The 24,571-nt window shown below is 40.0% G+C and carries 29 protein-coding genes and 1 other annotated feature; of the genes, 23 read left to right on the forward strand and 6 right to left on the reverse strand.

From position 1 onward, the window contains the following. The first annotated feature begins 362 nt into the window (after positions 1-362). Positions 363-1,040, forward strand: coding sequence for a YetF domain-containing protein (locus AA0Y26_RS10555; RefSeq protein ID WP_413367647.1), 678 nt, complete (start codon positions 363-365; stop codon positions 1,038-1,040). Positions 1,041-1,110: 70 nt separating this feature from the next. Here the strand turns inward: AA0Y26_RS10555 and AA0Y26_RS10560 are convergent, their stop codons facing one another. The 3 genes from AA0Y26_RS10560 to AA0Y26_RS10570 are packed head-to-tail and all read right to left on the reverse strand — an operon-like array spanning position 1,111 to position 2,333. After that, entirely contained in the window at positions 1,111-1,461 is a 351-nt protein-coding gene (locus tag AA0Y26_RS10560) for a DMT family transporter (protein ID WP_413367649.1), read from the reverse strand. Between the two features lie 9 nt (positions 1,462-1,470). Beyond that, the gene (locus tag AA0Y26_RS10565; RefSeq protein ID WP_413367651.1) at positions 1,471-1,785 is read right to left on the reverse strand and encodes a DMT family transporter; all 315 of its coding nucleotides are present in this window, start codon (positions 1,783-1,785) and stop codon (positions 1,471-1,473) included. Between the two features lie 2 nt (positions 1,786-1,787). Beyond that, entirely contained in the window at positions 1,788-2,333 is a 546-nt protein-coding gene (locus tag AA0Y26_RS10570; RefSeq protein ID WP_413367652.1) for a TetR/AcrR family transcriptional regulator, read from the reverse strand. 234 nt (positions 2,334-2,567) lie between these two features. Between AA0Y26_RS10570 and AA0Y26_RS10575 the strand changes: the two genes are divergently transcribed. The 5 genes from AA0Y26_RS10575 (at position 2,568) to AA0Y26_RS10595 (ending at position 8,468) form a co-directional block, all read left to right on the forward strand. Next, positions 2,568-3,008: a helix-turn-helix domain-containing protein gene (locus AA0Y26_RS10575; protein WP_413367654.1), complete on the forward strand. Its 441-nt coding sequence runs from the start codon at positions 2,568-2,570 to the stop codon at positions 3,006-3,008. After that, positions 3,005-4,192 (forward strand): macrolide family glycosyltransferase, encoded by a 1,188-nt coding sequence (locus AA0Y26_RS10580; protein ID WP_413367656.1) that lies wholly within the window; start codon positions 3,005-3,007, stop codon positions 4,190-4,192. Before AA0Y26_RS10575 ends, AA0Y26_RS10580 begins: the two co-directional genes overlap by 4 nt. 17 nt (positions 4,193-4,209) lie before the next feature. Beyond that, positions 4,210-4,737, forward strand: a complete 528-nt coding sequence (locus tag AA0Y26_RS10585) for a GrpB family protein (protein ID WP_413367658.1) — start codon at positions 4,210-4,212, stop codon at positions 4,735-4,737. A 176-nt stretch (positions 4,738-4,913) separates the two neighbouring features. After that, positions 4,914-5,156: a binding site (T-box leader), on the forward strand. 55 nt (positions 5,157-5,211) lie between these two features. Continuing rightward, positions 5,212-8,304, forward strand: coding sequence for an isoleucine--tRNA ligase (ileS, locus tag AA0Y26_RS10590; RefSeq protein ID WP_413367660.1), 3,093 nt, complete (start codon positions 5,212-5,214; stop codon positions 8,302-8,304). A gap of 29 nt (positions 8,305-8,333) precedes the next feature. Beyond that, positions 8,334-8,468 carry a hypothetical protein gene (locus AA0Y26_RS10595; RefSeq protein WP_413367662.1) on the forward strand — a complete coding sequence of 45 codons (135 nt, stop codon included), beginning with the start codon at positions 8,334-8,336 and terminating at the stop codon, positions 8,466-8,468. Positions 8,469-8,719: 251 nt separating this feature from the next. Here AA0Y26_RS10595 and AA0Y26_RS10600 read toward each other — a convergent pair whose 3' ends face one another. Continuing rightward, positions 8,720-9,328 (reverse strand): CPBP family intramembrane glutamic endopeptidase, encoded by a 609-nt coding sequence (locus tag AA0Y26_RS10600; RefSeq protein ID WP_413367664.1) that lies wholly within the window; start codon positions 9,326-9,328, stop codon positions 8,720-8,722. A 265-nt stretch (positions 9,329-9,593) separates the two neighbouring features. On the opposite strand from AA0Y26_RS10600, the gene AA0Y26_RS10605 reads away from it, so the two are divergent. From AA0Y26_RS10605 to AA0Y26_RS10640, 8 genes are all read left to right on the forward strand, one after another. After that, positions 9,594-9,890, forward strand: coding sequence for a PadR family transcriptional regulator (locus tag AA0Y26_RS10605; protein ID WP_413367666.1), 297 nt, complete (start codon positions 9,594-9,596; stop codon positions 9,888-9,890). Then, positions 9,887-10,267, forward strand: a complete 381-nt coding sequence (locus AA0Y26_RS10610; RefSeq protein ID WP_413367668.1) for a DUF4017 family protein — start codon at positions 9,887-9,889, stop codon at positions 10,265-10,267. The genes AA0Y26_RS10605 and AA0Y26_RS10610 overlap by 4 nt, the downstream gene beginning before the upstream one ends. A gap of 251 nt (positions 10,268-10,518) precedes the next feature. After that, the gene (locus tag AA0Y26_RS10615) at positions 10,519-11,721 is read left to right on the forward strand and encodes an MDR family MFS transporter (protein WP_413368159.1); all 1,203 of its coding nucleotides are present in this window, start codon (positions 10,519-10,521) and stop codon (positions 11,719-11,721) included. Between the two features lie 270 nt (positions 11,722-11,991). Continuing rightward, a complete protein-coding gene (locus AA0Y26_RS10620; protein WP_413367670.1) occupies positions 11,992-12,495 on the forward strand; it encodes a DUF6241 domain-containing protein in 504 nt (167 codons plus the stop codon). Positions 12,496-12,712: 217 nt separating this feature from the next. Then, complete coding sequence (locus tag AA0Y26_RS10625; protein WP_413367672.1) at positions 12,713-14,026, forward strand: DUF2252 domain-containing protein; 1,314 nt, start codon at positions 12,713-12,715, stop codon at positions 14,024-14,026. Between the two features lie 52 nt (positions 14,027-14,078). Next, positions 14,079-14,921 (forward strand): phosphotransferase family protein, encoded by an 843-nt coding sequence (locus AA0Y26_RS10630; protein WP_413367674.1) that lies wholly within the window; start codon positions 14,079-14,081, stop codon positions 14,919-14,921. A gap of 15 nt (positions 14,922-14,936) precedes the next feature. Continuing rightward, positions 14,937-15,410 carry a GNAT family N-acetyltransferase gene (locus tag AA0Y26_RS10635; RefSeq protein ID WP_413367676.1) on the forward strand — a complete coding sequence of 158 codons (474 nt, stop codon included), beginning with the start codon at positions 14,937-14,939 and terminating at the stop codon, positions 15,408-15,410. A 282-nt stretch (positions 15,411-15,692) separates the two neighbouring features. Next, positions 15,693-16,109 (forward strand): hypothetical protein, encoded by a 417-nt coding sequence (locus AA0Y26_RS10640; RefSeq protein WP_413367678.1) that lies wholly within the window; start codon positions 15,693-15,695, stop codon positions 16,107-16,109. Between the two features lie 226 nt (positions 16,110-16,335). Here the strand turns inward: AA0Y26_RS10640 and AA0Y26_RS10645 are convergent, their stop codons facing one another. Then, positions 16,336-16,626, reverse strand: a complete 291-nt coding sequence (locus AA0Y26_RS10645; RefSeq protein WP_413367680.1) for a hypothetical protein — start codon at positions 16,624-16,626, stop codon at positions 16,336-16,338. A gap of 496 nt (positions 16,627-17,122) precedes the next feature. Between AA0Y26_RS10645 and AA0Y26_RS10650 the strand changes: the two genes are divergently transcribed. The 4 genes from AA0Y26_RS10650 to AA0Y26_RS10665 all read left to right on the forward strand — a co-directional run bounded on the left by AA0Y26_RS10650 (position 17,123) and on the right by AA0Y26_RS10665 (position 18,750). Further along, positions 17,123-17,533, forward strand: a complete 411-nt coding sequence (locus tag AA0Y26_RS10650; RefSeq protein ID WP_413367682.1) for a MarR family winged helix-turn-helix transcriptional regulator — start codon at positions 17,123-17,125, stop codon at positions 17,531-17,533. Next, positions 17,517-17,858: a DUF3147 family protein gene (locus AA0Y26_RS10655; protein ID WP_413367684.1), complete on the forward strand. Its 342-nt coding sequence runs from the start codon at positions 17,517-17,519 to the stop codon at positions 17,856-17,858. The genes AA0Y26_RS10650 and AA0Y26_RS10655 overlap by 17 nt, the downstream gene beginning before the upstream one ends. A 110-nt stretch (positions 17,859-17,968) precedes the next feature. Beyond that, positions 17,969-18,157, forward strand: a complete 189-nt coding sequence (locus tag AA0Y26_RS10660) for a hypothetical protein (protein ID WP_413367686.1) — start codon at positions 17,969-17,971, stop codon at positions 18,155-18,157. 158 nt (positions 18,158-18,315) lie between these two features. Continuing rightward, entirely contained in the window at positions 18,316-18,750 is a 435-nt protein-coding gene (locus tag AA0Y26_RS10665) for a hypothetical protein (protein ID WP_413367688.1), read from the forward strand. A 166-nt stretch (positions 18,751-18,916) separates the two neighbouring features. Here the strand turns inward: AA0Y26_RS10665 and AA0Y26_RS10670 are convergent, their stop codons facing one another. Continuing rightward, a complete protein-coding gene (locus tag AA0Y26_RS10670; RefSeq protein WP_413367690.1) occupies positions 18,917-19,798 on the reverse strand; it encodes a LysR family transcriptional regulator in 882 nt (293 codons plus the stop codon). A gap of 135 nt (positions 19,799-19,933) precedes the next feature. Between AA0Y26_RS10670 and AA0Y26_RS10675 the strand changes: the two genes are divergently transcribed. The 5 genes from AA0Y26_RS10675 to AA0Y26_RS10695 all read left to right on the forward strand — a co-directional run bounded on the left by AA0Y26_RS10675 (position 19,934) and on the right by AA0Y26_RS10695 (position 24,564). Next, on the forward strand, positions 19,934-20,944 hold the full coding sequence (locus tag AA0Y26_RS10675) for an NAD(P)H-dependent flavin oxidoreductase (RefSeq protein ID WP_413367692.1): 1,011 nt from the start codon (positions 19,934-19,936) through the stop codon (positions 20,942-20,944). Between the two features lie 138 nt (positions 20,945-21,082). After that, on the forward strand, positions 21,083-21,784 hold the full coding sequence (locus AA0Y26_RS10680; protein ID WP_413367694.1) for a winged helix-turn-helix domain-containing protein: 702 nt from the start codon (positions 21,083-21,085) through the stop codon (positions 21,782-21,784). A gap of 4 nt (positions 21,785-21,788) precedes the next feature. Continuing rightward, the gene (locus AA0Y26_RS10685) at positions 21,789-22,721 is read left to right on the forward strand and encodes a sensor histidine kinase (protein WP_413367696.1); all 933 of its coding nucleotides are present in this window, start codon (positions 21,789-21,791) and stop codon (positions 22,719-22,721) included. Between the two features lie 237 nt (positions 22,722-22,958). Then, positions 22,959-23,882, forward strand: coding sequence for an ATP-binding cassette domain-containing protein (locus AA0Y26_RS10690; protein ID WP_413367698.1), 924 nt, complete (start codon positions 22,959-22,961; stop codon positions 23,880-23,882). Then, positions 23,875-24,564 carry an ABC transporter permease gene (locus tag AA0Y26_RS10695; RefSeq protein ID WP_413367700.1) on the forward strand — a complete coding sequence of 230 codons (690 nt, stop codon included), beginning with the start codon at positions 23,875-23,877 and terminating at the stop codon, positions 24,562-24,564. The genes AA0Y26_RS10690 and AA0Y26_RS10695 overlap by 8 nt, the downstream gene beginning before the upstream one ends. Positions 24,565-24,571 lie beyond the last annotated feature (7 nt).

A 24,571-nucleotide genomic window follows, 5' to 3' on the forward strand; every position in this document is an offset into this window, starting at 1 on the left:
AAAACGAAAATGATGTGGTGATATTTAACTAAAAAGTATCATCCGCTAGTAGAATTCCTTGTAATCTGTAAATTTGGTAGTTTAAGTAGATGGATGTTTGCTCTGGAATTCCATTAACTATGTAAAAGATATATCAATCTGAAACATCTCCTGGTAAGTAGTAGGAGATGTTTTTATCATGCGAAGATGCAGCAGGCACCGCTGTTATTCAAATAATTATAGATTGCTACAATCTGCTCTTCCTCTATTTACGCGACTATAAAAATACACAGTTAAATTACTAGTCATTAACTGGAAGGTTCATAAACAAATGAAGAGGGAATGAATATAGCAAGTTAGCTATAGATTAGGAGGTAACTTATATGTATACAAGTATTACGATAAAAATAATTGTCGGTCTGATCAGCTTACTCATTGTCATCCGGGTACTTGGCAAGAAAGAGCTCTCGCAAGTTACGCCATTCGATTTCGTTTATTTACTTGTTCTAGGAAGCTTCTTAGAAGAGGGGATCTATGATGAGAAAGTGTCGGCGTTTCATATTGTGTATGCAATCTTTGTATGGGCAGTGCTGATTTATACCATTGAGAAATTAGCGATGAAGTCTGAATGGTTCAGAAAACTGCTTAAAGGTGAATGTTCGGATCTAATAAGGAAAGGGAAAGTGAATATAAAAGCGTTAGAGAAAAATAAAATAGAGATGGAACAGCTGCGAACTTTACTTCGGGGACAAGGATACTTTTCGGTGTCCGAAATAGAACATGCGACGCTAGAGACGAATGGATCTCTAAGTGTGCTGCCAAAAGCAAAAGAAGAAGCAGTTACTCCAGTTATGATTGACTTGGAACCACCTGAAAATGAGCCAACTTTCTTATTTGTTGATGAAGGAGAGATAGAAGAAAAAGAGCTGCAAAAAGCAGGGAAAAGTAGAGAATGGCTGTTAGCACAATTAAGGAAGGAAGGCATTGAGGACCTGTCCAAGATTTACTATGGAGAGTGGGCTGAACGAAAAGGCTTCTATTTTATACGGTATGGAGAATAGAAAAGGAGATCCTCCTTTTCTATTTTTTTGAAACAAAATGTGTGAGTCCAAGTAATTGATTTACACCTATCTACGATTTCTCTAAAGAATGACTGTCGTGCTCATTAGACGTATTGTTCATCAAAACAACACCGCCAATAATACAAAGAATCCCTAAAATACCGGCTAGACTTAGTGGATCATCTAAAAATACAATGCCCAAAACAGCTGTAAGGGCAGTGCCGACTCCTGACCATATAGCATAGGCAAGGCTTAACGGCATATAGGTTAGTGATTTACTCAGCATATAAAACGCCAGCCCATATCCGATAACTACAATGATCGAAGGAAGTAAAACAGTAAATCCTTCTGAAAACTTCAAGGAAAACGTTCCTGCAATTTCAGCGAGTATCGAAATGCTTAAATACATATAACCTTTCATATTTCCCTCCTATATTCCGCTATTTAGCAGGACAACGCCGCCAATGATCAATAATATACCGATAGATTTTTTGATATTAAGCGCTTCTTTATAAAAAAGAATACCGACAAGTGCGGTTAATGCGGTACCGACCCCGGCCCAAATGGCGTAGGCTACCCCCAGCGGCAGTTCTTTCAAGGCAAGAGAGAGTCCATAAAATGCGACTGCATAACCCGCAACGACACCAAGAGACGGGAGGAGTCGCTTAAATCCTTCTGTGAGTTTCAGCATTGAGCTGCCAAACACCTCGGCAATAATAGCGATTGCCAACCATAAATAGCCCATTGCTAGCCCTCCTTGATGAACTGTTTTAAATCTTTCAGCACAGCTCGCAGTTCCTGTTTAGTAATTGGTGCAATTTTAAATAATTGATTATAATACAGGCCGTCCAAAGCGAATCGTACAATCTGCTTTTTAGAGACAGGCAAGGTATCTTTCTGGAGATGAGCGAGCATCTGCTGGTAAATGAACGATAATTGCTCCTGAAGAACCTGGGAAATAGCAGTTTGCGCCTGCAGGGCGACATTCAGCTCCGCATTGGCAATTAAGTCCTCCTCAGTAACTTCAATCAATGCGGCTGTATAATGATAATCACTTGCAGGGGATTGCTCGGCAATCATAAGGAACCGTTCTCTCATTTCAATAAATATGGAAGAAGCCAATTCAGTGAGCAATGCCTCTTTTGTCGGGAAATGATAGAGCAGCCCCCCCTTACTGACATTTGCCGCTTTTGCGACTGCATCGAGCGTTAATATATCTAATTCACCTGAGAATAGCAGCTGTTTTGCCGTATTCAGTAAAAGCTGCTTCTTATTTTCACGTTTTGTATTCATTTGCTTCTCCTTTACTGTACCGTCTGGACGGTTTTATGTTATCACAAAATGGAATCTACCAGCAAGAATTACAAGAAATGATGTACTTAACAAAAGGTCTGTCAGATGTAATACGCAGGTGAATACAACATATATCTAATCATTTTGCTACTATTTTTAACAAAAAATGCGCTGGAAAGTTGATAGACTTCCTTTCTTCTCTTACTTATAGTAAAAGTACAAGGAGATGACGGTATGATCGGTATGAATATTCGAATTTTACGAAAGAAGAACAAAATGAGTCAGGAGGCTTTGGCTGAACGAATTGATGTATCCCGCCAGACAGTCGCTAAATGGGAGAATGATGAGGCGCTTCCTGATATTCATAAATGTAAGGTGCTTGCAGAAATTTTCAGTGTTTCGCTCGACCAATTATCCAGCAATCTGAGTGAAGACGAGGCAAAGCAGCTTGGTCCACAAGGAAAGCACTTTTTTGGTGTTGTAAAAGTAGGAGAACGAGGACAGATAGTCATTCCAAAAGAAGCAAGAGAAATGTATCAAATTCAACCAGGGGATAAACTCATTGTGCTCGGTGAAGATGCTACGAAAGGCATTGCGCTTCTTAACAGCGATCGCTTTCTTGAATTTGCGGAACTAATTCGAAGGTCAGAGCCAGTTGAGGAGGAGCTAGAATGAGTAAAATCGTCTTTTTCTCTATACCTGCACACGGCCATACGAATCCAACAATTCCTGTAATTGCAGAGCTTGTGAAAAGAGGACATGAGGTTTGGTATTATTCTTTTTTAGAATTTAAAGCAAAAATAGAGGAGACGGGCGCTCGGTTTATCGAATGTGATTCGTTCCTTCCCACTTTAGCAGCGAAAGAATTGGAGCGTAAGGCCGGAAAAGACTTTGCAGCATTAATTGAAATGGTTGTAGATACGACCATCGCGATGGACAAAATCGTATGTGAGGAACTGACAGCTTTTAAGCCGGATTGTATCGTTTCTGACTCTATCTGTTTTTGGGGTAAACTGTTCGCCGAAAAGTTAGATATCCGCTATATCTGTTCGACGACAACATTTGCTTTTAATCGACATACAGCAAAGCTGATGAAGCGCAGTATAAAAGAAATCGTGAAAATGATAATCGGGATGCCACGCATCAAGCAAAAGGTGAAGCTGCTTCAGTCTCATGGCTATCATGTGGCCAATTTTATTACCATAATTGAAAATAATAATGAAACCGATACGATTGTCTACACATCAAAAGAATTCCAGCCGCTTGCGGACACTTTTTCTGACCGCTATGCTTTTGTAGGTCCTTCCATCACACAATCGGCAAAAGAAGAGTTGAAGGAACGTCATAACAAGCTGATTTATATTTCTCTCGGAACAGTGCTAAATCAAAATAAGCATTTTTACAAGCACTGTCTCGAAGCTTTTAAAAATACAGATTATGATGTGGTGATGTCAGTTGGCAGTAAGACAGATGTCGATGCACTTGGGAGTATACCGGCCAATTTTACAATCCAACAGCACGTAGATCAAATTGCCATTTTACAGCAGGCAGATATTTTTATCACACATTCTGGCATGAACAGTGTAAACGAAAGTTTGTATTTCGGTGTGCCAATGGTGCTGTTCCCGCAGCATAGCGAGCAGCTGCTTGTTACGGAACGGACAGTTGAACTGGGGGCAGGCATTAAGCTAAAGGATGACCGGCCGAGCAGTCTAGTGAAGGCTGTAGCCAAAATATCGGGGGATGTGAGCTATCAAAAAAACGCTGAAAAACTAGCTCATACATTCCACCAGGCAGGGGGTCCTGTAAAAGCAGCTGATGTCATTGAGCAGAAGATTAAAAGCCGAAGTGGATTTTAGGAGAAAAGAGGGCGTATTTGAGAAAAACAAATATAAAGGGATGGACCGAGGAGTGGGCTGAATCCTACCGCAAGGAAGAGGAAGTCTTACATAATATTTTTACAGATGACATTATTAGTTTGTTCCATATCGGCAGTACTTCAATCTCTGCTATCGGTTTTGCTAAGCCGATTATTGATATGTTAATGGTTGTACAAGATATGGAAAGAGTTGATGCATATACCGAAAAGCTGATCGCACTTGGCTATACAGCTAAAGGAGAGAACGGTATTACAGGCAGACGGTATTTTACAAAGGGAGCAGAAAACAGAACCCATCACCTGCATATTTTTCAAAGAGGAAATGAACACATCGACATCCACCTTACTTTTAAAGCATATTTATTACAGCACCCTAAAGACGCGAGGGAGTACGGAGAACATAAGCTGCTATTAGCTGAACAGTTCCCTGAGAATCATCACCAATACCAGCAAGCTAAGCAGCAGTATGCTGATGAATTAGTCAAGAAAGCAAATGAATGGGCAATGTATCAAAGGATACTATAGAGGAGCTCCCTGTTGTTTTTAGTAAGAGGTCTCTATGTTGTTTTCGGCCTGGTGACTTTTAAATATCGGAGAAAAATATCCCGTTAATTATCCGTTCGTTTTTGGATAAAAATAGGCATTCTTATTATTGACATGGAATTATCTGTTTGTTAAGATAATTCTCAATAAAAAGCATACAAAATTCGTTGACGAGAAAGAGTAGTGTTTCATTTTGTTCTACAGAGAGCCGGCATTTTGGTGGAAGTCGGTGTGCAGATGCTACATGAAAATCCTCTCCGAGAAGATTGACCGAAAGCACAAGTAGGTCAATCCGGGTGTCTACCGTTAAAAGGAACGCGTATGATTGTACGTTGCTGAGTGCTATTGGAGCGTTTCCAATAGAATTAGGGTGGTAATCGCGGGTAAACCTCGTCCCTTGCTTGGGACGGGGTTTTTTGTATGCCTTTTATACACTTTTGTATAGGAGGAACAAACATGCAAGCTAAATCAAAGAAAGAAACAATTACAGAAAGAGAAAAGAACATCCGTAAACAATGGGAAGAGGAAGGGGTATTTAAAGCGACGGTTGAAAGCCGCAGGGACAGCAAAGCTTTTGTCTTTTACGAAGGCCCTCCGACTGCCAATGGACTGCCCCATGTCGGGCATGCATTGGGCAGGACGATTAAGGATGTAGTCGCCCGTTATCAAACGATGCAGGGATTTCGGGTGGAGCGAAAAGCAGGCTGGGATACCCATGGACTGCCGGTAGAATTAGGCGTCGAGAAACAACTTGGTATCTCTGGTAAACAGGAGATCGAGAAATACGGTGTGGAAGCATTTATCCAAAAGTGCAAGGAGAGTGTTTTTACGTATGAGGGAAAATGGCGCTCTTTTACCGAGCAGCTCGGTTATTGGGTGGATATGGACGATCCATATGTAACACTCAGCAATGACTACATCGAGTCCGTTTGGAACATCTTGAGCCATATTCACAAAAATAACCTTTTGTATAAAGGGCACCGTGTTTCACCGTACTGCCCAAGCTGCCAGACGTCACTGAGCTCGCATGAAGTTGCGCAGGGCTATAAGGATGTGAAGGATTTATCAGCAACTGTAAAGTTTAAAAGGAAAGGCCGCGGCGAGTATTTCCTCGGCTGGACGACGACGCCTTGGACATTGCCTGCTAATGTAGCACTAGCGGTGAATCCGGCATTAACTTATGTACGGGTGAAATACGAAAATGAAATCTATGTCGTAGCGAAAACTCTCGTTGAAAAAGTGTTCAAACAATCGGTTGATATCTTAAGTGAACATAGCGGAAAGGAATTCGAGGGCGAGTCTTATGTTCCGCCATTTGACTTTGTAACAGTTGAAAAAGGCCATAAAGTGGTACTGGCTGATTATGTAACAGGACAGAGCGGTACAGGAGTTGTTCATATTGCGCCAGCTTACGGGGATGAAGATTATAGAATAATAAAGAACAACGGTTTTTCCTTTGTGAATGTTGTAGATCCAAAAGGATGCTATACAGCTGAGGTAGCGGAGTTGGCAGGACGGTTTGTCAAAGGGTGCGATGTTGACATCATCAAACTGCTTGCAGACAAACAGCTGCTGTTTTCAAAGGAAAAGTATGAGCATAGTTATCCACACTGCTGGCGCTGTGATTCACCGCTGCTTTATTATGCGACGGACAGCTGGTTCATTGATATGACTTCGCAAAAGAAACAAATGCTGCAAAACAATGAGCAGGTAACCTGGTATCCGGAGTATATCAAACACGGACGGTTCGGCAATTTTCTGGAAAATGCGGTAGATTGGAATATCAGCAGGAACCGCTACTGGGGGACCCCGCTGAATGTATGGGTTTGCGAGGACTGCGGATACGAAGAAGCTCCCGAAAGCAGGGAAGCCCTTAGCGTAATGTCTAAAAATCCTTTAACCGATTCTTTGGAGCTGCATAAACCATATATCGACGAAGTAGTCTGCACATGCAGAAAATGCGGCGGGGAGATGAACCGTACGCCAGAGGTCATCGATGTCTGGTTTGACAGCGGCTCGATGCCATTTGCCCAGCATCATTATCCGTTTACAAATACCGATAAATTTCAGGAGCAGTTTCCAGCGGATGTGGTGATTGAAGGAATTGATCAGACACGGGGGTTTTTCTATAGTTTACTGGCTGTTTCTACATTGTTCACAGGAAAAGCGCCGTATAAAAAGGTGCTGTCCTTAGGGCATGTGCTCGATGAAAACGGACAAAAGATGTCAAAAAGTAAAGGAAACGCACTTGATCCTGTTGAATTAATGAACCAATACGGAGCGGATGCACTGAGATGGTCGTTATTGGTGGACAGTTCCCCGTGGAATCCCAAACGCTTTTCGATCCGCAATGTGCAGGAAGCAAAATCAAAGCTGGTGGATACACTGGATAATACATTCAAGTTTTATCAGCTCTATGCCGAAATTGATAGTTTCACTTATGATCCTCAAAATACAGGTGAACGCACAAAAATGGATCGATGGATGTTATCAAGACTTCACCATACGATTCAAACGGTGACAGACAATATGGAGCTGTATCAATTCACACAGGCAGTAAGAGAGATTGCTCACTTTGTAGAGGAATTGAGCAACTGGTATATCCGCCGTTCCCGTACACGGTTTTGGGCAAAAGGCATGTCTTCAGATAAATGTGCGGCGTTCAGCACGCTGCATGAGGTATTATCAACTGTCAGCAAAATGTTAGCACCGTTTACGCCATTTATCGCTGAGGATATCTATAGGCAGCTTCACAATAAAAGCGTCCATTTGGAGCATTATCCGAAGGCACAGCAGGATGTTATGAATACCGAGCTTGAAAAAGAAATGCAGCAGGTGCTGACAGTGGTGGAACTCGGCCGCAGTCTCCGTAACGAAAAGGCAATTAAAACAAAGCAGCCGCTTGCAAAGATGTTTGTGAATATCAAAGGCTCTGCGACGGTATATGAGTCGTACAATGACATTATCAGTGAAGAATTGAATGTAAAAGAAGTAAAGTGGCTGGAAGACTTTTCAGCATTTACAAGCGTTCATTTTAAGATGAATTTTAAAGCGGCAGGGGCAGCGTTTGGAAAACATGTTAATAAAATAAAGGAGTTTGTCTTCCAAATGTCAGAAGCACAGAAGAAAGCGCTGCAGTTAGAAGGAAAGCTGAAAGTAACGATAGAGAAAGAAGAATTTCTTTTACTTGCTGAGCATGTAATCAAGGAATCGGTTGTAGAAGACCGTTATGTTCTCGCAGAAGAAGGAGCATGTCGTGTATTGCTCGATATCCATCTAACAGATGAATTGCTTCAGGAAGGGCAAATGAGAGAGCTGATCCGAGCCATACAGGATGCCAGAAAAAAATGGGGCTTACCAGTAGAACAATATATCTCGATCAATTTTAGTACAGACGAAGAGTCTCGCGAGATGCTTAAAAACTATGAAGCATTCTTACGAAACAATATCCTGTTAAATCAAGTCACTTATCATACGAACAAGCCAACAGAAAAATATATAGAAGCAGAAATTTTTAGTCGCCCAGTACGCATCTATGTCGGTATATAAACGATTCGGCTGATAAAGAAGGCAGAAAAATGAAAGGGCAAATTAGAAGAATAGAGTCACTTGAAACAGTAAAATTGGAGCAGGACTTAGAGGAAAAGCTAGTGGAAGTAAAGGAAGGCATAAGCAAGCAGCAACACGACCACTTATATGTCGCTGGAATTTGATAAATGTAAAGCATGGGAAACTAATATGCTTCATTAACAATAAATAATTTCAGACAAAGTACGTGTGAAGGTGGATTGGAACAGGGTTTTCAATCCATCTTTTTCGTGTAACAGCGTGTAGATGGTTTTCATTTAGGCGGAAAGCCCGGTAATTAACTACTTAGGTAACGCTGTCTGCTAATCTTGTCGGGACGGGATTAAAAAAGACCTCAATTAAAAATTACATGAGGTCAAACTGCTGGGAAGTAAAGTTATGATTTCACTTTTATTAAATGGTATTTGAATAACAGCGTCATTGCGAAGTTCATGAGGAAATGCACAGCAAAAGGCGCTAAAATATTGTTTGTTTTGAAATATATCCAGCCAAAAATTAAGCTCGGAATAGTTATATTTAATAACATTAGCGGCTTCTTAAAATACTGAACATGGAAACATAAAAACAATAACGTAGTAATGATTATTGCAGTCCACCAGCTATCTACAAAAAGAAAAATTAAATTTTGAATAATTCCCCTAAACAAAAGCTCCTCAAATAATGCCCCGAAAAACATAAACCAAAAAATATGTAACACAGAATAGTTTTGATAGCTCATGTTGGTTTCATCTATATAGTTTGAAGGTGTGAACAGCGTTAAAATCACTCCAAACATAATAAGACCCATAGAAGCAATCACTACAGACACTGCCATACTGATGGGCTGGCTGAATGATAGGAAATGCTGGATTGTAAACAGATCATAAACTACAAAAATAAAGATGACAGCCATACAGATGAATGTAAATGAACCAAATACAGTTATCGCATCTTTTGGGCTGAATTCCTTCTTTGAATGTATAGGTTGGTCTTTCAAAGACTCCATAATATACCTTCTTCCTTGATATTTAAAGATTTACTTAAATGCTATATATTACTACTTTAGCAGAATAATATTTAGTAGGAAATAGCAAGGGAAATGAATTTCATCTTGATTCTCCCCCGTATTTAAAATTATTGCTCTTATGGGCACCCGCTATAAAGAAGAATGATAATAGATTAATTTTTCCAGCGGTTTACATTTTCGCTTGTCTGAAGTATTATTACAACATACGATATATCGCAAAACGTAATAAAGGGGTGACAGGTGAATGGCACAGCATTACGATCCAAGCATTTTGATATTGACAAGTCTGGCAGAAGGTATGAAGCACGGATATCTGATCATGGAGGATATTGAACAGCATTACAACTATACGATGGGACCGGGAACATTATATGGGGCCTTGAAGAGACTTGAAGACAACGGATACATTCGTGCACTGGCGGGGGAAAAGAAGCGGCGGCCATATGAGCTGACACAGGAAGGCAGAGAGCATCTTACACAGCATCTGCAAACATTAGATAGTATTGTTTCGATAGGACAAAGGAGGCTGGGGTTATTATGAAATGGTTGAAGCTGTACCCAAAGGCTTGGCGGGAGCGTTATGAGGAAGAATTTCTCTATGTCTATTCGAAAAGCAGCATAAGGGGGATGCGGTTAAGGATGGATATGTTGAAACATTTTCTAGTTGTCTGGATTGATGAGCTCGCATATAGAAGAGGAAAAGGGATGGGGGCAACGGCAATCATTTTATATTCCTTTGTCGTTTATGCGACAGTGCTAATGCTTACTTTGTTCGCTCCGGCTCCGGAAGGATATGATGTGATGAACTGGAAGCTGTTTGTGGGCCAGGTTTATGCCATTCCGTCCTTCATTATTGTTCTATTATTGCTTGTAAGCCGTAATAAAGTATTGAAGGTTAAAAGGCAGGCTCACCTTTAAAACAATAAAACGTGTTGCTCCGTTATGGACAACACGTTTTTATTATAATTATCAAAAAAGAAACAAGTGTTCGTTTTTTGCTCCACTCAAAGTAGAAAGAGTGTTTATTTGATTTTCATATTATTAGTATAAAATATTTTTCAGTATAAGTCTATATTTCTTCCAAAAAATCTCATACGATTAGGGTACTCGGCCGGGAATTTAAATGGATAGGAATAAGGAATTTGACAAAACACCATTGGGATCGAAATTTGAAAATCAGGCTTATAGGGGAGACACTTTTTAATTTATTATACTGGATGTATTTCCCGTTCTTGGCTCTCTATTTTAGCCAGGCAATCGGTTTGTCATGGGCGGGACTGATGATGATGGTTCCTCCATTGATTAGCTTGATCGGCAATATAATTGGAGGAAATATCGCGGATACAGCAGGGAGACGTCCTGTCATGCTGATTGGTGCTAGTATTCAGGCGTGCATGTTTGCACTATTTGCCTTATCTTCTTCGTCTTTACTTGATTATATTGCTTTTCTAGGAATCAGTATCGGAGGAGCACTATATAAACCTGCAAGTGATGCTATGGTCGCCGACTTGGTTGAAGAAAATCATCGGAAAGAGGTTTTTGCAACCTTTATCACATTCAAAAATATCGGCGCCGTACTAGGTCCTGTTATTGGAGCCATCCTATTTTTTGAATATCGTATATGGCTGCTGTGGAGCTGCTCGGTTGTTTTGTTTCTTTATACGGCGGTTATTTTTATAGCCATTGAGGAGACGATGCCGCAAATAACTAACAGGCAGAGAACGTCCATACTTCAGCTATTTATAAAACAATTGGCTGACATGAAAGTGATTATGAGGGACCGGGCATTTATGTACTACATTTTGGCAGGAATATTTTCGGTTGTTGCCATCATGCAGCTCGATTTGTATTTAGCGGTATATGTCACGGAGCATGTTCCTTTACAAACGATTTGGCAAGTGGGGAATTGGCTGATAGAATTAGGCGGGGCTGAAGTCCTCGGCTGGATGCTTGGGTTAAATGGTGTGTTATTCGTCCTGTTTATTCTGCCTGTGACGAAATGGCTAAAGAAATGGACAGATCAACGAGTGTTTATTTTATCTTGTCTGCTTGCAGGCTTTGGCATGTTCGCCGTAGGGTTCACAACGAATTTTTGGCTATTGTGTCTGCTGACTGTTGTATTTACATTCGGCGAAATTGTCCGTGCACCGGTGCTTTATCATTTTGTAAGCAGGTACGCTCCTGAACAGGCAAGAGCGCAGTATATGGGACTCGCGAATATGCAATTTACAATAGGACGTATGTTGGCGCCAATTACTGTTTTTCTATCTACTTGGTTACCCTCGATACTGATATTTAGTGTGATTCTGTGCAGTGCATTAATCAGTATGGTGCTATATCTGAAGCTATTCAAAATAGAGCCAGAAGTATAGAACATTAAAACATATGTTATTTGGAATCCAAACTTTCTATTTATGGAGTCTTTTAACGATTCTTTCTGTCTCTATCCAACTTTAAAGTAATATTTAGATGGATAGAGACAATATAATATAATAGAAGAATTGAAGGGTACTTTAGAGATAGAATTTCATATAGTTATATTATTAAGTAGAGCGATTGTAATATATGAATTGAAAAAATACAAACGATTATGTTAATATTTGGTACAAGCTAGCAAACAGGAAAACGTTCGGAGGAGTAATATGAAAAAAGTGATCATAGGCATCCTATCAGTTGGAATTATTGCTGCTGGTATTTTTGTAGGACTCGAATATTATAAAAAGGATCAAATGAAATCGAGTTTGCAGACAGTAGAAGAAAATACACCGGAATGGGTATTTAAGCAGGAGATTCATGCGATGACGCATCAAAAAGTTTACGCTTCTGATAAATGGGATGAAGTCGTAGTGACAGAAGAGCTGATTGATGCGATGCTGCAAAAACTGGACGAGCAAAAAGAAGATTTCAAGAACGCTTCCTTTTACGATGAGACACTGACTGCCTGGAAAAGGGGCGACTTCTCAAATGCGGTGGAAGTTCATAATGAAATTTGGGCATCTCAAAACGGCACGATTGGCAAGGCAACGAGGCTATTAACAGCTGAAGAAGAAAAGCAGTATGTCGATCGATTGCTGGATCAGCAAAGAAAAAGAGAAGAACGCCAGCGAAATCTTCACAATATGTTGAACGAGACTAATAATGAATAACAAGAAACATAGGAAGAACGGGAAAAATGATTTCTCGTTCTTTTTTGTTTTGTCTCATTTTGCAGAATTCATTTAGCGTGTACTAAATTACAAAAAAATACATTCAGCTTTTGAGCGATTATGATATGCTAGGAGTAAATGAAAATCCAGATTTTGAGTATTCTTTAACAATCAAAAGTTAGGAAGTAGTATGAACAGAAGAACAGGGGGAAATGGGATGGAAGATGCTTTATTATCTCGGGTACGGGAGACGCGTACAGAATTACGCGGGCAACAGATTGCCATAATCTTTGATGAATTTGATGAGCAGTGTATGCAGCTGACACTAGAACAGCGGATGGAGAAATACAGCAAGATGCTGGAAAGCCCGTTTCGATTCTTCCGCGGCTCGGCTTATTTATTTTATTATGATATGACAAAATCCCCATCCATTTTCCATACGCTCGACAATAGACCGACATGGATCATGGGGGATATGCATATGGACAATTTCGGTGCATTCCAAAATGAAAAAGGAGAAATCGTCTACGATGTTAATGATTTTGACGAGGGGTATGTCGGTTCCTATTTATATGATCTCATTCGTATGAGTGTCAGTATTGGACTGTATATGGATGAGCAGTTAATAGAAGAAACGGAGCAGGAACGAGTAATCCAATCCTTTTTAAACAGCTATCTGAAGCAGCTTGGCCGTTTCCAAAAGAAAAAGGATGATGCTTTTACACTGCGTTTCACAAAGGAGAATACAAAAGGACCCATTAAGAAAATCCTCAAAAAGCTTGAAAGCCGCCAACGCTCTCACTTGCTCCAGGATATTACAGAGGTGAAGAATGGCAAGCGGGTATTTGTCTGGAGCGATGAAGTGCAGCCGGTACCGGCAGAAACTAATACAGCCATTCAACAAGTGCTGTCAGACTATGTAATTAAAGATATTGCACTCAAGTTTGGTTCGGGTACAGCGTCCATTGGCCTAAAGCGATACTATATTTTAGTCAAGGGTCAGAAAGATGCAGCAGGAGAGGAAGATCTGGTATTGGAAATGAAGGAAGTGCGTACAGCCATTCCAGCCTATTTTCTGCCGTACTCTGAGAAGTTTTGGGCTGTCTTTGAGCATCAGGGAGCCCGTGTTGTAGGCACACAGAAAGCAATGCACCATTTAGAAGACCCGCATTTGACGTACGTAACGATGGACGGGCAGGACTATTATGTGAGAGAGCGCTCTCCCTATAAGAAAAAGGTAAAGCCGAAGCATTATAAATCAGTGGATGATTATATCGTAACAGCCGACATTATGGGAAAAATTGCGGCGAAAATCCACGCAAGGGCAGATATCGACTACTCGGATGTGTTCACTTACCATAGCGAAGATGAAATTTTAGAGCGGATTGGCGTTCATCATGACATGTTTGTAAATAGCACTATCCTCCAAGCAATGGCATATAAAAAGCAGGTTTATACAGATTTTGAGCTGTTTAAGGAGTGGGCGTCAGAAAAGAAAGAAGCGTTTTCTTTCATGGAAAGTGCATTGTAAGACAGTGATTTTTATTGAATGAGAGGCGGCCGATTGAAAAGGGAGGGAAATCATGCTGGAACAATACACAGTCCTTCGTCATCTTACGAAAGGATTTTCAAACGATCAAAAATTTGTTGTACAAGACGGAGATGAAAAAGTACTTGTACGGCTGTTTGAAGGAAACCAAGAGCGGCGGGAGCAGGAATTTGAGCTATTGCGGAAGCTTGAGCAGCTTGGTGCCAAAACGCTTCGTCCTATTGCAATGGAAGAGGGAAAGATGGTGACCTCCTTTATCGAAGGAAGCGATGCAGAGGAAGTTATTGAAACATTAACAGAAGCAGAACAGTATGCTATTGGGTGGGAGGCAAGCCAGGATCTTTTGAAAATTCACTCCATTGAAGCAGAGGAAAATACTTGGTACGACTACCAGCTTTCCAAATATAAGCGCTATGTAGAGCAGTATCCGAAATTGTCGATAAAAGTAGCGGGGGATGACCAGATCATCCGCTTTATCGAAGAGCGGATTCCATTAATGAAGGGACGGCCATGCGTGCTGCAGCATGACGATTTTCACCTGTCGAACCTGATTGTTGAAAATGGAAAATATGCTGGTGCCATTGATTTTGGCCGCTTTGATTGGGGCGATCCAATATTTGACTTCAACAAACTCGGTATGTTCAGTACTGAAAAAAGTATCCCTTTTGCGATTGGCATGATTGAAGGCTATCATAACGGGAAACCGCCTTATACTTTTTGGGAACTGTATGCACTCTATTTAGCGATGAATGTTTTCTCTTCAATTGTTTGGGGGCATAGGCAAGGCAATGAAGAAGTGATGCTGCGTCATGTCGAGCGTTTCATCGAAGATCATGAAGGCTTTACAAAGGTTGTCCCTGCCTGGTACAAAGCATAGTTAGAGGTGAAAGCAATGATTAGAAAACTAGAAAAAAAAGAGCTGCTCCCGATGGATTTACTGCTGTTGGCAGATCCGTCAGAGAAAATCGTGCGCCAGTATATGGAAAGAGCGCAATGCTATGTGATGGAGCAAGAGAAAAAAATAGTTGGTGTATACAGCTTACTGCCAACAAGACCTGCGACGATGGAGCTCGTAAACATTGCGGTGGATGAATCTGAGCAGCATAAAGGGTATGGGAAAGCGCTGATTCAGCATGCGATAGAAACAGCGCGTAGAGAAGGCTATCAAACAATTGAAGTAGGAACCGGTAATTCCAGTATTGGACAGCTGGCTCTGTATCAAAAATGCGGCTTTCGGATAACTCATATTGACCGGGATTTCTTTTTACGCCATTATGAGGAACCGATTTTTGAAAACGGTATTCAATGTGCGGATATGGTGAGGTTAGCCATGGATTTGCAGGTAGAGGATAGAGAAAAGGAATAATAGGGCTAGGAAAGTGATCGCATGAAACGAATCATTTTTTTGATTACGATAGGTATCATTTTAGGTACAGGTTGATGGTCACCGGTTTGGATACAAAAAAGATAACCGTTTTATTATTTTAGATCTAGGCTGCCATTATATTGGTATGACAAAAGAAGTGAATACAGAAAATCCGTAAATGACTTCCTTGGTGGCATATATCCTGAATAATTCTCCTTTCATAATATGTATTTTGTAACTTTCCAAAGTACAAAACGACATATATGGAAAAAGGAGAGACGAATGAAGAATCTCTATTATGTTGTTGTAGTAACGGGAGTATGTTTTATTTTATTGACTGCTTGTTCAAAGCCAGTTTTTTATAGTGATCAATATATACTTATTGAGAAGCGGGTTGGAGAAGAGGAGAAGTATGAGGAGTTCAAAAAAGTAACAGCGCAAAGGAAAGTCGAAAAGGTCCGGGCAATTATCCAGAATGCTCGTTGGGAAAAAGCGAAGGTAGAGAGGGAACGTCCTCCGGATTACTTGTTCATCTTCCAATTTAAAGATCCTGATGTAGAGGCAAAGGCTATGCTGTATGAACTTTGGGTAAGCCCTGCAGGAGATCAAATTGAGTTGGTAAGAAACAATGAATATGCTCAGTTAGATCAAGGTGTGTCGGCTGAAATGATGGAAATATTAATCGATGAAAACAAATAGGACAGCAAAGAAACGGGCCTCAAATGGTAACGTGTTCGGTTGATGGGGAGAAAATGCAAAACGCACCCCAATTAGTGTATGGTTCACATCCAAATTAATAGTATAAAAAGCAAGAAAAAATGCCCAGGTTTATTATGCCTGAGCATTTTTTTGTCTCATACTTTATTCGGCAAACGAGCTCTATTGTTGGGAGAGGATGACACTTAGCATTACCCTTTCCCAACCACTACTGCTGAATGTCTTCTAAAATCCGAAGATTATCTCCTTTTTCTGAATACAAGGCGAAATACTCTTTATCTTCCTCGATAAGGTTCCAAACCATCTTTTCTTGTATCATTATCTTAAATGCTTCTTCTTTGTCTTGATTGTTAGGGTCATATGCCTTAATCCAATATTCTTTGTTGGTGCTTGACTGACCTTTTTCAATCACCATCAACGTTGAGGCAGTTGAGACTCCCTCACACGAGGCAAGTATTAATGTGAAAAGGATAATGGATAACCCAAAAGTTTTTTTCATAAATCTTCCTCCGGCGATTAAATAATGCTTTTTAACAATCTGCCTGCGTTTGTCGAATAAGCCGTCCCCTTATCATTTATTTTAGCACAAAGACCCTTGTCCTCTTCGATACTTTCAGATGTTTAAAATTATTTACAAAAACTTATTCCAACCTCTAATTAACAAGCTTATTAGCATTCCAATTAGCAGGGGTACATAAATTTATGTACTTTTGATGATTTATTTACCAATTGTAATGCTATTTCCTATCAATAATCACCATAAACATTGATATACCAACAAGAATAGGGACATCAATTCAAGTGTGAATTGCGTCCCCGTAGGCCATGCTTTTTAAGGTTTTCTCCCCATGTACCGAACCTGTTCCTGTTATTCAAATGGGAGGTCTTTTTTATTTTCAGTTTCACATGGGATTTTTTTGAGAAGTATATCGTTTGAGTATATCCATATATACGATATAATCGTATGTAACGATATAAAAGGAGTGTTAAAGGAAATGGAGAAATTAAATGAATGCTTTACATCGATTTATTATTACCTGCATCCAACGCAGCAGCAGAATATTACGCATCAAAGTGTACGTATTTTACAATTGATTCAAAAAGAGGAGGGCGTCACTGTTAGGAAAATTGCGGATGCCTTTCAAATATCGCATAATACCGCTTCTGAACATATTAAAAAGCTAGAACAGCAAAGGTGGGTAATGAAAGAACGTTCTGCGGAGGATCAACGGGTTGTCAACCTTACGCTAAGTGAGCTGGGAATAAAGGTCGTAAAGGAAAATACGGAACTGGACGGTGAGAAGCTGGAGAAGGTTTTCGCCCGGTTATCAACTGAAGAGCAAAAGCATGTGGAAGAAGCATTTCACTTGTTAAGTGAGGCGGCAAAAGATGTATACGGTAATTAAGGTAGTCATTTCAGCTTGTTTAATAGGGGCCGTTACGGAACTCGCGAGAAGATTTCCGCTGTATGGAGGAATTATAGCTGCGTTACCTTTAGTCAGTTTACTGAGTTTGATGTGGCTGAAGATACAGGGGCAGCCATCTGCGCAGCTTCAGCAATTCCTGCTAGGTGTGATTATCGGTTTACCTGCAACGATCGCATTACTTGTAGGAGTATATGTAGCCCTCAAATATAATCTGCACATTTTTCTTGCCTTTGGGGCGGGCTTGATATGCTGGGGAGTATTTTTAGGTATTCAGAAATGGATGATGGTTTGGTTCAAAATATAGCTTGGTTTAGTGGGTTTTTCAGAGCTTTCACAAGACCATTGATACTACAGGATATTTCCTTTTATTGTATAATAAACGGTAAATAACATTTTAAAGAGAGGCGACAAAAAATGCTGGAAAAACTAAAAGACCATTTTAAAGAGGTAGAGCTAAGCTGTTCAAAGTGTGGAAAAGTTATTGAAGAAGGTGAACGGTTTTCCGTTATGCTGATTATGCCAGCGGAGAAGCAGATGCCTGTAGGACAGCTGGATAAGATGCTCGCGAAACGTGCTGTCAATATTACGTGCGGAGAATGCTAGAAGCAATTGGAAAGTTTAGAATTACTCCTAAAAATCTTTCGGGTAAAAACCATTTGAGACAACTTAAAGGGGTAACGATACTTCGCTTAAGAAGGAGCTGAATTTATTAATCGATCGTTATCAAGCTGCATATCAGATACAAACAAAGGAGGGGGATCATGGTTTACAAAGCAAGGACGCAGCAAGGGGTACATATAATATTGGCAGCTTTACAAATGCCTTTATTAGGAATGGCATGGGATTCCGTCTATCTTACGGCAGTGTTGTTAATTGTAGTGGCGATCAATCTTATCGCCCTTTTTATAAAGTATGAATTTATCATCGGAGCAGATGATGTAACATTCACAACATATTTTCTTTGGCTGAAATTATATGAAAAACGCGTGGACAAAAATAGCATTAAACAAGTTAATTTTAAACGAACTGGCTGGCAGACAAAATCGGCTGCTATTAAAACAACAGAAGGGTTTTCAATACGCCTTGCTTCTTTTGCGCCAGCAGATTTATTTGAGGAGCTTATACATTTTTGCGAAAAGCATAGCATCCCTTACAACAAAACGAAGGATTTTTTGATACTTGAAAAAATGTCCTAGAGTATTTTAGTAATTGTCTATTAATGGGACCGAATTGTCTATTATCGTGCCTAGATTGTCTATTAACGAAAGAAATCTGTCTATTAATCAATTGATTTTGTCTATTATCGCCCCCGGAAATGTCTAATAATCTAGTCCCTGGCCAAAAAAGAGCTGCCAATAGCAGCTAGCATTCTACTTTATCGACAGCTCTACTTTTCAACGTCTTTTTCAATAGCTGCTGAAAATGCTGGAGGGCTATTGATGGGTTTTCCTTATGAGAAATGAGCTGTGTATCAATGATCGAAAACTCTTCAGGCAGCTCGCTATAGGACAGGTTATAATATTTTGAATAGGTATCGTAAACGGCCTCTGGGAGCAAGGTGATGCCTAGCCCTGCCGCTGCACAGCCGACAATTGCTTCCAATGAGCCTAATTCCATTAGCCGGTAAGATTTAATTCCTGCATAGCGTAAATATTTTTCGAGTTGGAATCTATACGAGCAGCCGGCTCTAAAAACAAGAATGGTTGCAGATTCTAACTCTAAATTTGGCTGCTCTTTCGAAGAAATGAGCAGCATTTTTTCCGTAAACACTGTTTCTGCGTGAAGATGCGTATGGACAATTGGACCAGAAACGAACGCAGCATCCATCTCAAACTGTAATATTGCCTCGACCAGCTGTTTCGTCGGGCTTGGTTGCAATGAAAGCTCCACTAGTGGAAATTCCTTGTGGTAGCAGGCCAAAATTTCAGGCAAACGAACAGCAGCCGTCGTTTCCATAGAGCCGATTTTCAGGGAACCTTTAGGGTGATCCTGGTCCTGCATCGCACATTCAGCAAGTTCAATTGCTTTAAAGATTTGTAAAGCGTATTGGAAAAGCTCCTCACCCTTTGGCGTCACGATACAGCCCCGGTTATGACGGTATAACAAAGTTGTTTTTAACTGTTGTTCGAGCTTATGTATTTTGGTTGTTACATTGGACTGTGAGTAGTTCAGCCGTTCAGCAGCTTGGGAAATACTGCCTGATTCAACTACATATTTGAAAGCTCTAAGTGCCTCGATATCCATATAATCATCCCTCTGCTATCAAAATATTTAATACCTATTATATAATATACGAACTATATATTATATCTGAAAATTGTTACGATAAATAAGAGCTGTAAAAAAGCTGTAATCAATAATGTGGACGGAGGAACTAGTATGCTAGAAAATTGCAAGTATCCGATTATTCAGGCTCCCATGGCTGGGGGAATCTCAACTGTAGCACTGGCGACAGCAGTTAGTGAAAATGGGGGACTAGGGTTTTTGGCAGCCGGCTATAAAACGGCTGAAGCCTTGGAAACGGAAATCATCGCCATGGAGCAGGCAGGTGTTTTGTATGGAGTAAATGTATTTGTTCCGACCCGTGAAACTGATAAGCAAGAAGAAGTGGAAGCATACAAAACAATATTAGAAAAAGATTGGCAAATGAAACTGGAGCTGCCAGCATGGTCAGATGATGAATGGGAAGAAAAATTAGCCTTACTAAAACATTATAAAGTGCCTGCTGCAAGCTTTACATTTGGCTGTCCAAGTAAAGAGATTATTAGTGATTTGCAAGAGAACGGGACTTATACAATTGTGACAGTGACGGATGAAAAGGAGGCACTCATTGCACAGCAGACAGGTGCCAATGCAGTGTGTCTGCAAGGGATAGAGGCAGGCGGTCACCGGGCTTCCTTTAAGAATACAGATCCAATAGGCAACAAACCGCTGATTGATCTGCTTGCAGATGTACTTGAAACGGTTGAGATACCTGTCATTGCAGCAGGAGGCATTATGGACGGGGAGCAAATAAAGGAACTTTTACAGGCAGGGGCAGCAGCAGTTCAGCTTGGTACAGCATTCATTTGCTGTGAAGAAAGTGGGGCCAACCCAATATATAAGCGTGCTTTAATAGAGCAGCAGTTTACAAATACAAAATTAACGCGCACATTTACAGGAAGACTGGCAAGAGGTCTTGAAAATGATTTTATGCAACGATACGAAGCAGTTGCACCTGCAGCTTATCCGACGCTTCATTTCATAACTCAATTAATTCGAAAACAAGCGCTAGTAAAGGAAAACCCCCAGGCAATGTCCATGTGGGCAGGAGTCGGTTTTGAGAAAGTACGCGCTCTTACAGTCAAAGACCTTATGCAGCAACTGAAAACGGAAGCAGGTCTTCTATAAGGATAGATTATTTAGAAATAAAAAACCGATAGGGTGTTCCTATCGGTTTTTTAACGTAAATACCATATAGTGATGTGTTATATTGTAAGGGGATGAGCAGCATCTTATGAAAATTTTTACAAGGGGAGTGATTATTTCTTGAACCATACAATATTGCTTATTGAAGATGATAGAGCCATTAGTAAAATGGTAGGCGAGAGTCTATCGAAGGAAGGCTATACAGTGCTGTCTGTATATGACGGAGAAGAAGCTTTACGCCTATTCAACGAGAAGAAAAATGTTGATTTAATACTGCTGGATTTGATGCTTCCTACTATTGACGGTCTTGAATGTCTGCGGATGATTCGACTGCACAGTTATGTACCAGTACTGATCATGTCCGCCAAGGATGAGCCAGTGGACAAAGCACTCGGATTAAGACTTGGTGCAGATGATTATATTGCCAAGCCTTTTTCGCTGATTGAATTAACAGCCCGGGTAAATGCACTAATTCGAAGAACGACGAGCTACCGAAAAAGCGAGGCAACCAACAAGGACACCATTAAGCAAGTCGGGGACCTGGTAATCGATTTAGAAAGTTATTCTGTAAAAAAATACGATCAAGAGATCAAGCTGACAGCGAAAGAATTTGGCATTCTAAGGCTGCTCGTTTCAAAGCCAACCCAGGCATTCACGAAGGAGCAGCTATACCAGCTTGTCTGGCAGGAAGAGTATGTGCAGGATATGAATGTAATCAATGTACATATCCGAAGGCTGAGAGAAAAAGTGGAGGATGAACCTTCTAACCCCAAATATATTAAGACACTATGGGGAATCGGATATAGGTTAGGGGAACTGTAAATCAATGATCTATCTAACCATTTTGTTAGGACTGTCCCTTTGCTTAAACATATACCTATTTTACAAGCGGAGCCTTCAGCGTAATGAGCTTCAAAAAGTTCATGAAGAGCTGCAGCAAATCATCGAAAATAAAAAGAGTGAAAAATTACTCCTCTTCACCGAGGAACACCATATGAAGTCTTTGTTAGTCCAAATCAACCGGCTGCTGGATGTTACCCATGTAATGGAAACGGACAATCGTAAAATTGAACAATCCATGAGGAGAATGTTATCGAATATTTCCCATGATTTGAAAACACCTCTAACGGTCGTGCTCGGCTATACAGAAATTTTATTAAATGACAACAATCTTACTAACGAAAAAAAGAACGAATTATTACATACGGTTAATGCCAAAACAGTGGAAGTCCTCGAATTGATCAACCGTTTTTTTGAGCTGACGAAACTTGAAGCAGGAGATCGGGAAATAGAGATTTCAAAAGTCAACATAAGTGAGGTATGCCGGAAAATAATCCTCGATTATTATGAAGTGTTAACTAATAAAGGCTTTGACGTGTCGATTAACATTCCAGAGGATTCCTATTATGCCTACGGGAACAACATAGAAATTGAACGAGTGTTACATAACCTGATCAAAAATTCGATTCATCATGGCCAAGAAGGTAAAACGCTCGGAGTAGAGATTATGAGTGATCAGCAGTTTGTTACTATCGAGGTATTTGATAAAGGAAAAGGAATCAGTGAATTACATAAAGATCAAGTTTTTGAACGGCTCTATACAATGGATGATTCCAGAAGCAGGGTTAACCAAGGCAGCGGATTAGGGCTAACGATTACGAAAAGGCTGGTAGAAGAAATGGGTGGGCAAATAACCTTTTCAAGTAAGCCGTTTCAAAAAACCTCCTTTTTAGTGAAGCTGCAAAAATACCCTGGCTAAATCAATCCGCTTTGAAGGGATACATCTATTGCGGTTAATTGAGCAGAAAAAAAGGTCTGTATAGGCTGTGAAAAAACTTAAAAAACACCTGTTGCCTTACCAAGATGTGTTGGTAGGGCAACGATTTTTTTGAACAGCTTTAATGGAAAAAGTAAGGAATTCTTAAGTAATAGGTAATAAAAATGTGAACTTCCTTCGATATACTGAATTTGGAAGATAAAAGGAGTGAGAAAGACAATGGAGTATATTCTGCAAACAAGCAATTTGACTAAAGTATACAATGGAAATGAGGTAGTATCGAATGTAAACCTTCATGTAAGAAGAGGAGAAATCTACGGCTTCCTAGGGCCGAATGGGGCAGGCAAAACGACAGTATTGCGAATAATCACAAACTTGGTCAAACCAACAAAGGGTGAGACGAGTATTTTCGGACAAAAATTAACACCGACCTCTTATGAAGTATTTAAAAAGATGGGAAATGTGATTGAATATCCAATATTTTACGAAAAATTGACTGCACGAGAAAATTTAAAAATTCATTGTGAATATATTGGTTACTACAATGAAGAGGCAATTGATTGGGCGTTGGATATGGTCCAACTAAAGAATTTTGAAGGTAAGCAAGTAAAGGAGTTTTCCTTAGGAATGAAGCAGAGACTTGGACTCGCCAGGGCGATCATCACAAAGCCGGAACTTTTAATTCTTGACGAACCGCTGAACGGCCTTGATCCAGTTGGCATCAAGGAATTACGTACCCTGCTTAAAAATTTGAGGGACGATTACGGAATCACAATCTTTATGTCTAGCCATATTCTGGCAGAAATTGAACAGATAGCAGATACAATTGGCATTATAAAAGACGGTGAACTTCTTCAAGAAGTGCTAATGGAAAATATCCGTTTCGAAAATGTTAGATATATAGAGATACAAGTTGATGACACGAAGAAATCGACATATGTCCTCCATGAACTCATGAAGGTTGATAATTTTAAAATAATGGGTGACTATACGATACGTATCTATGAAACAGATGTATCGGAAGCGGAAGTATCAAAAGTGCTTATTTTAAATGGCGTGCTCATTAATAAAATTCAACGGAAAGAGCATTCGTTAGAAGAGTACTTTATGAGAATAATTAATGGAGGTGCTGGCCATGCTTAAATTGATATCCTTAGAAATAAAGAAATTCAGGCTATATAATTATTGGCTTGGTATTTTGATAGCGAACATTGCAATTGTTGCCTTAATTATCATGTTTTTTGTTCTTGAAAGAAGTGATGCAAATATCCCGTTTGAAGATTTTGATGCCGCAATGCTTATCAGCAATTCGCTCATACGAGGTACATTTCTTATTTTTGCCTCCGTTATTATTGTGAAAATCATCATTGACGAATATAAAAATGGTTCAATCAATATTATGTTTACTTATCCAATCAGCCGGAAAAAAATTATGGCAGCAAAATTACTGATTATTGTCATTTTTACATTTATCAATATTATGATTACTTCGTTGATTGTCGAGGGAGGCATGTATGCGGCGGATCGGCTGTTTGATATTATTCCAGGAGAAATTGGAAAAGAAGCTGTTTTAGATAATATCATGAAGAGCTTTCTTGGTGCAGCAGCCTCAGCAGGATTAAGTCTGATTCCTCTCTATTTTGGACTGCGTAAAAAGTCAGCGGCAGCTACGATTATCACAGCGCTTATTTTAGTGTCCCTTGTCAATTCTACTAACGAGAATTTTTCCGTATTTTCAATTATTGCTATCCCTCTTTCACTTGGATTCATTGGTTTATTGATCGGCTATGCATCAATTAGAAAGGTCGAATACAAAGATATTTGACGTTATA

The sequence above is a fragment of the Lysinibacillus canaveralius genome (genome assembly GCF_047301505.1).
Taxonomy (GTDB): Bacteria; Bacillota; Bacilli; order Bacillales_A; family Planococcaceae; genus Lysinibacillus_B.

What these genes read in the sequence shown, in the direction of transcription:
- AA0Y26_RS10555 (WP_413367647.1), top strand. Translation starts at nt 363, where the DNA reads ATGTATACAAGTATTACGATAAAAATAATTGTCGGTCTGATCAGCTTA.
- AA0Y26_RS10560 (WP_413367649.1), bottom strand. Translation starts at nt 1,461, where the DNA reads ATGAAAGGTTATATGTATTTAAGCATTTCGATACTCGCTGAAATTGCA.
- AA0Y26_RS10565 (WP_413367651.1), bottom strand. Translation starts at nt 1,785, where the DNA reads ATGGGCTATTTATGGTTGGCAATCGCTATTATTGCCGAGGTGTTTGGC.
- AA0Y26_RS10570 (WP_413367652.1), bottom strand. Translation starts at nt 2,333, where the DNA reads ATGAATACAAAACGTGAAAATAAGAAGCAGCTTTTACTGAATACGGCA.
- AA0Y26_RS10575 (WP_413367654.1), top strand. Translation starts at nt 2,568, where the DNA reads ATGATCGGTATGAATATTCGAATTTTACGAAAGAAGAACAAAATGAGT.
- AA0Y26_RS10580 (WP_413367656.1), top strand. Translation starts at nt 3,005, where the DNA reads ATGAGTAAAATCGTCTTTTTCTCTATACCTGCACACGGCCATACGAAT.
- ileS (WP_413367660.1), top strand. Translation starts at nt 5,212, where the DNA reads ATGCAAGCTAAATCAAAGAAAGAAACAATTACAGAAAGAGAAAAGAAC.
- AA0Y26_RS10595 (WP_413367662.1), top strand. Translation starts at nt 8,334, where the DNA reads ATGAAAGGGCAAATTAGAAGAATAGAGTCACTTGAAACAGTAAAATTG.
- AA0Y26_RS10600 (WP_413367664.1), bottom strand. Translation starts at nt 9,328, where the DNA reads ATGGAGTCTTTGAAAGACCAACCTATACATTCAAAGAAGGAATTCAGC.
- AA0Y26_RS10605 (WP_413367666.1), top strand. Translation starts at nt 9,594, where the DNA reads ATGGCACAGCATTACGATCCAAGCATTTTGATATTGACAAGTCTGGCA.
- AA0Y26_RS10610 (WP_413367668.1), top strand. Translation starts at nt 9,887, where the DNA reads ATGAAATGGTTGAAGCTGTACCCAAAGGCTTGGCGGGAGCGTTATGAG.
- AA0Y26_RS10620 (WP_413367670.1), top strand. Translation starts at nt 11,992, where the DNA reads ATGAAAAAAGTGATCATAGGCATCCTATCAGTTGGAATTATTGCTGCT.
- AA0Y26_RS10625 (WP_413367672.1), top strand. Translation starts at nt 12,713, where the DNA reads ATGGAAGATGCTTTATTATCTCGGGTACGGGAGACGCGTACAGAATTA.
- AA0Y26_RS10630 (WP_413367674.1), top strand. Translation starts at nt 14,079, where the DNA reads ATGCTGGAACAATACACAGTCCTTCGTCATCTTACGAAAGGATTTTCA.
- AA0Y26_RS10635 (WP_413367676.1), top strand. Translation starts at nt 14,937, where the DNA reads ATGATTAGAAAACTAGAAAAAAAAGAGCTGCTCCCGATGGATTTACTG.
- AA0Y26_RS10640 (WP_413367678.1), top strand. Translation starts at nt 15,693, where the DNA reads ATGAAGAATCTCTATTATGTTGTTGTAGTAACGGGAGTATGTTTTATT.
- AA0Y26_RS10645 (WP_413367680.1), bottom strand. Translation starts at nt 16,626, where the DNA reads ATGAAAAAAACTTTTGGGTTATCCATTATCCTTTTCACATTAATACTT.
- AA0Y26_RS10650 (WP_413367682.1), top strand. Translation starts at nt 17,123, where the DNA reads ATGGAGAAATTAAATGAATGCTTTACATCGATTTATTATTACCTGCAT.
- AA0Y26_RS10655 (WP_413367684.1), top strand. Translation starts at nt 17,517, where the DNA reads ATGTATACGGTAATTAAGGTAGTCATTTCAGCTTGTTTAATAGGGGCC.
- AA0Y26_RS10660 (WP_413367686.1), top strand. Translation starts at nt 17,969, where the DNA reads ATGCTGGAAAAACTAAAAGACCATTTTAAAGAGGTAGAGCTAAGCTGT.
- AA0Y26_RS10665 (WP_413367688.1), top strand. Translation starts at nt 18,316, where the DNA reads ATGGTTTACAAAGCAAGGACGCAGCAAGGGGTACATATAATATTGGCA.
- AA0Y26_RS10670 (WP_413367690.1), bottom strand. Translation starts at nt 19,798, where the DNA reads ATGGATATCGAGGCACTTAGAGCTTTCAAATATGTAGTTGAATCAGGC.
- AA0Y26_RS10675 (WP_413367692.1), top strand. Translation starts at nt 19,934, where the DNA reads ATGCTAGAAAATTGCAAGTATCCGATTATTCAGGCTCCCATGGCTGGG.
- AA0Y26_RS10685 (WP_413367696.1), top strand. Translation starts at nt 21,789, where the DNA reads ATGATCTATCTAACCATTTTGTTAGGACTGTCCCTTTGCTTAAACATA.
- AA0Y26_RS10690 (WP_413367698.1), top strand. Translation starts at nt 22,959, where the DNA reads ATGGAGTATATTCTGCAAACAAGCAATTTGACTAAAGTATACAATGGA.
- AA0Y26_RS10695 (WP_413367700.1), top strand. Translation starts at nt 23,875, where the DNA reads ATGCTTAAATTGATATCCTTAGAAATAAAGAAATTCAGGCTATATAAT.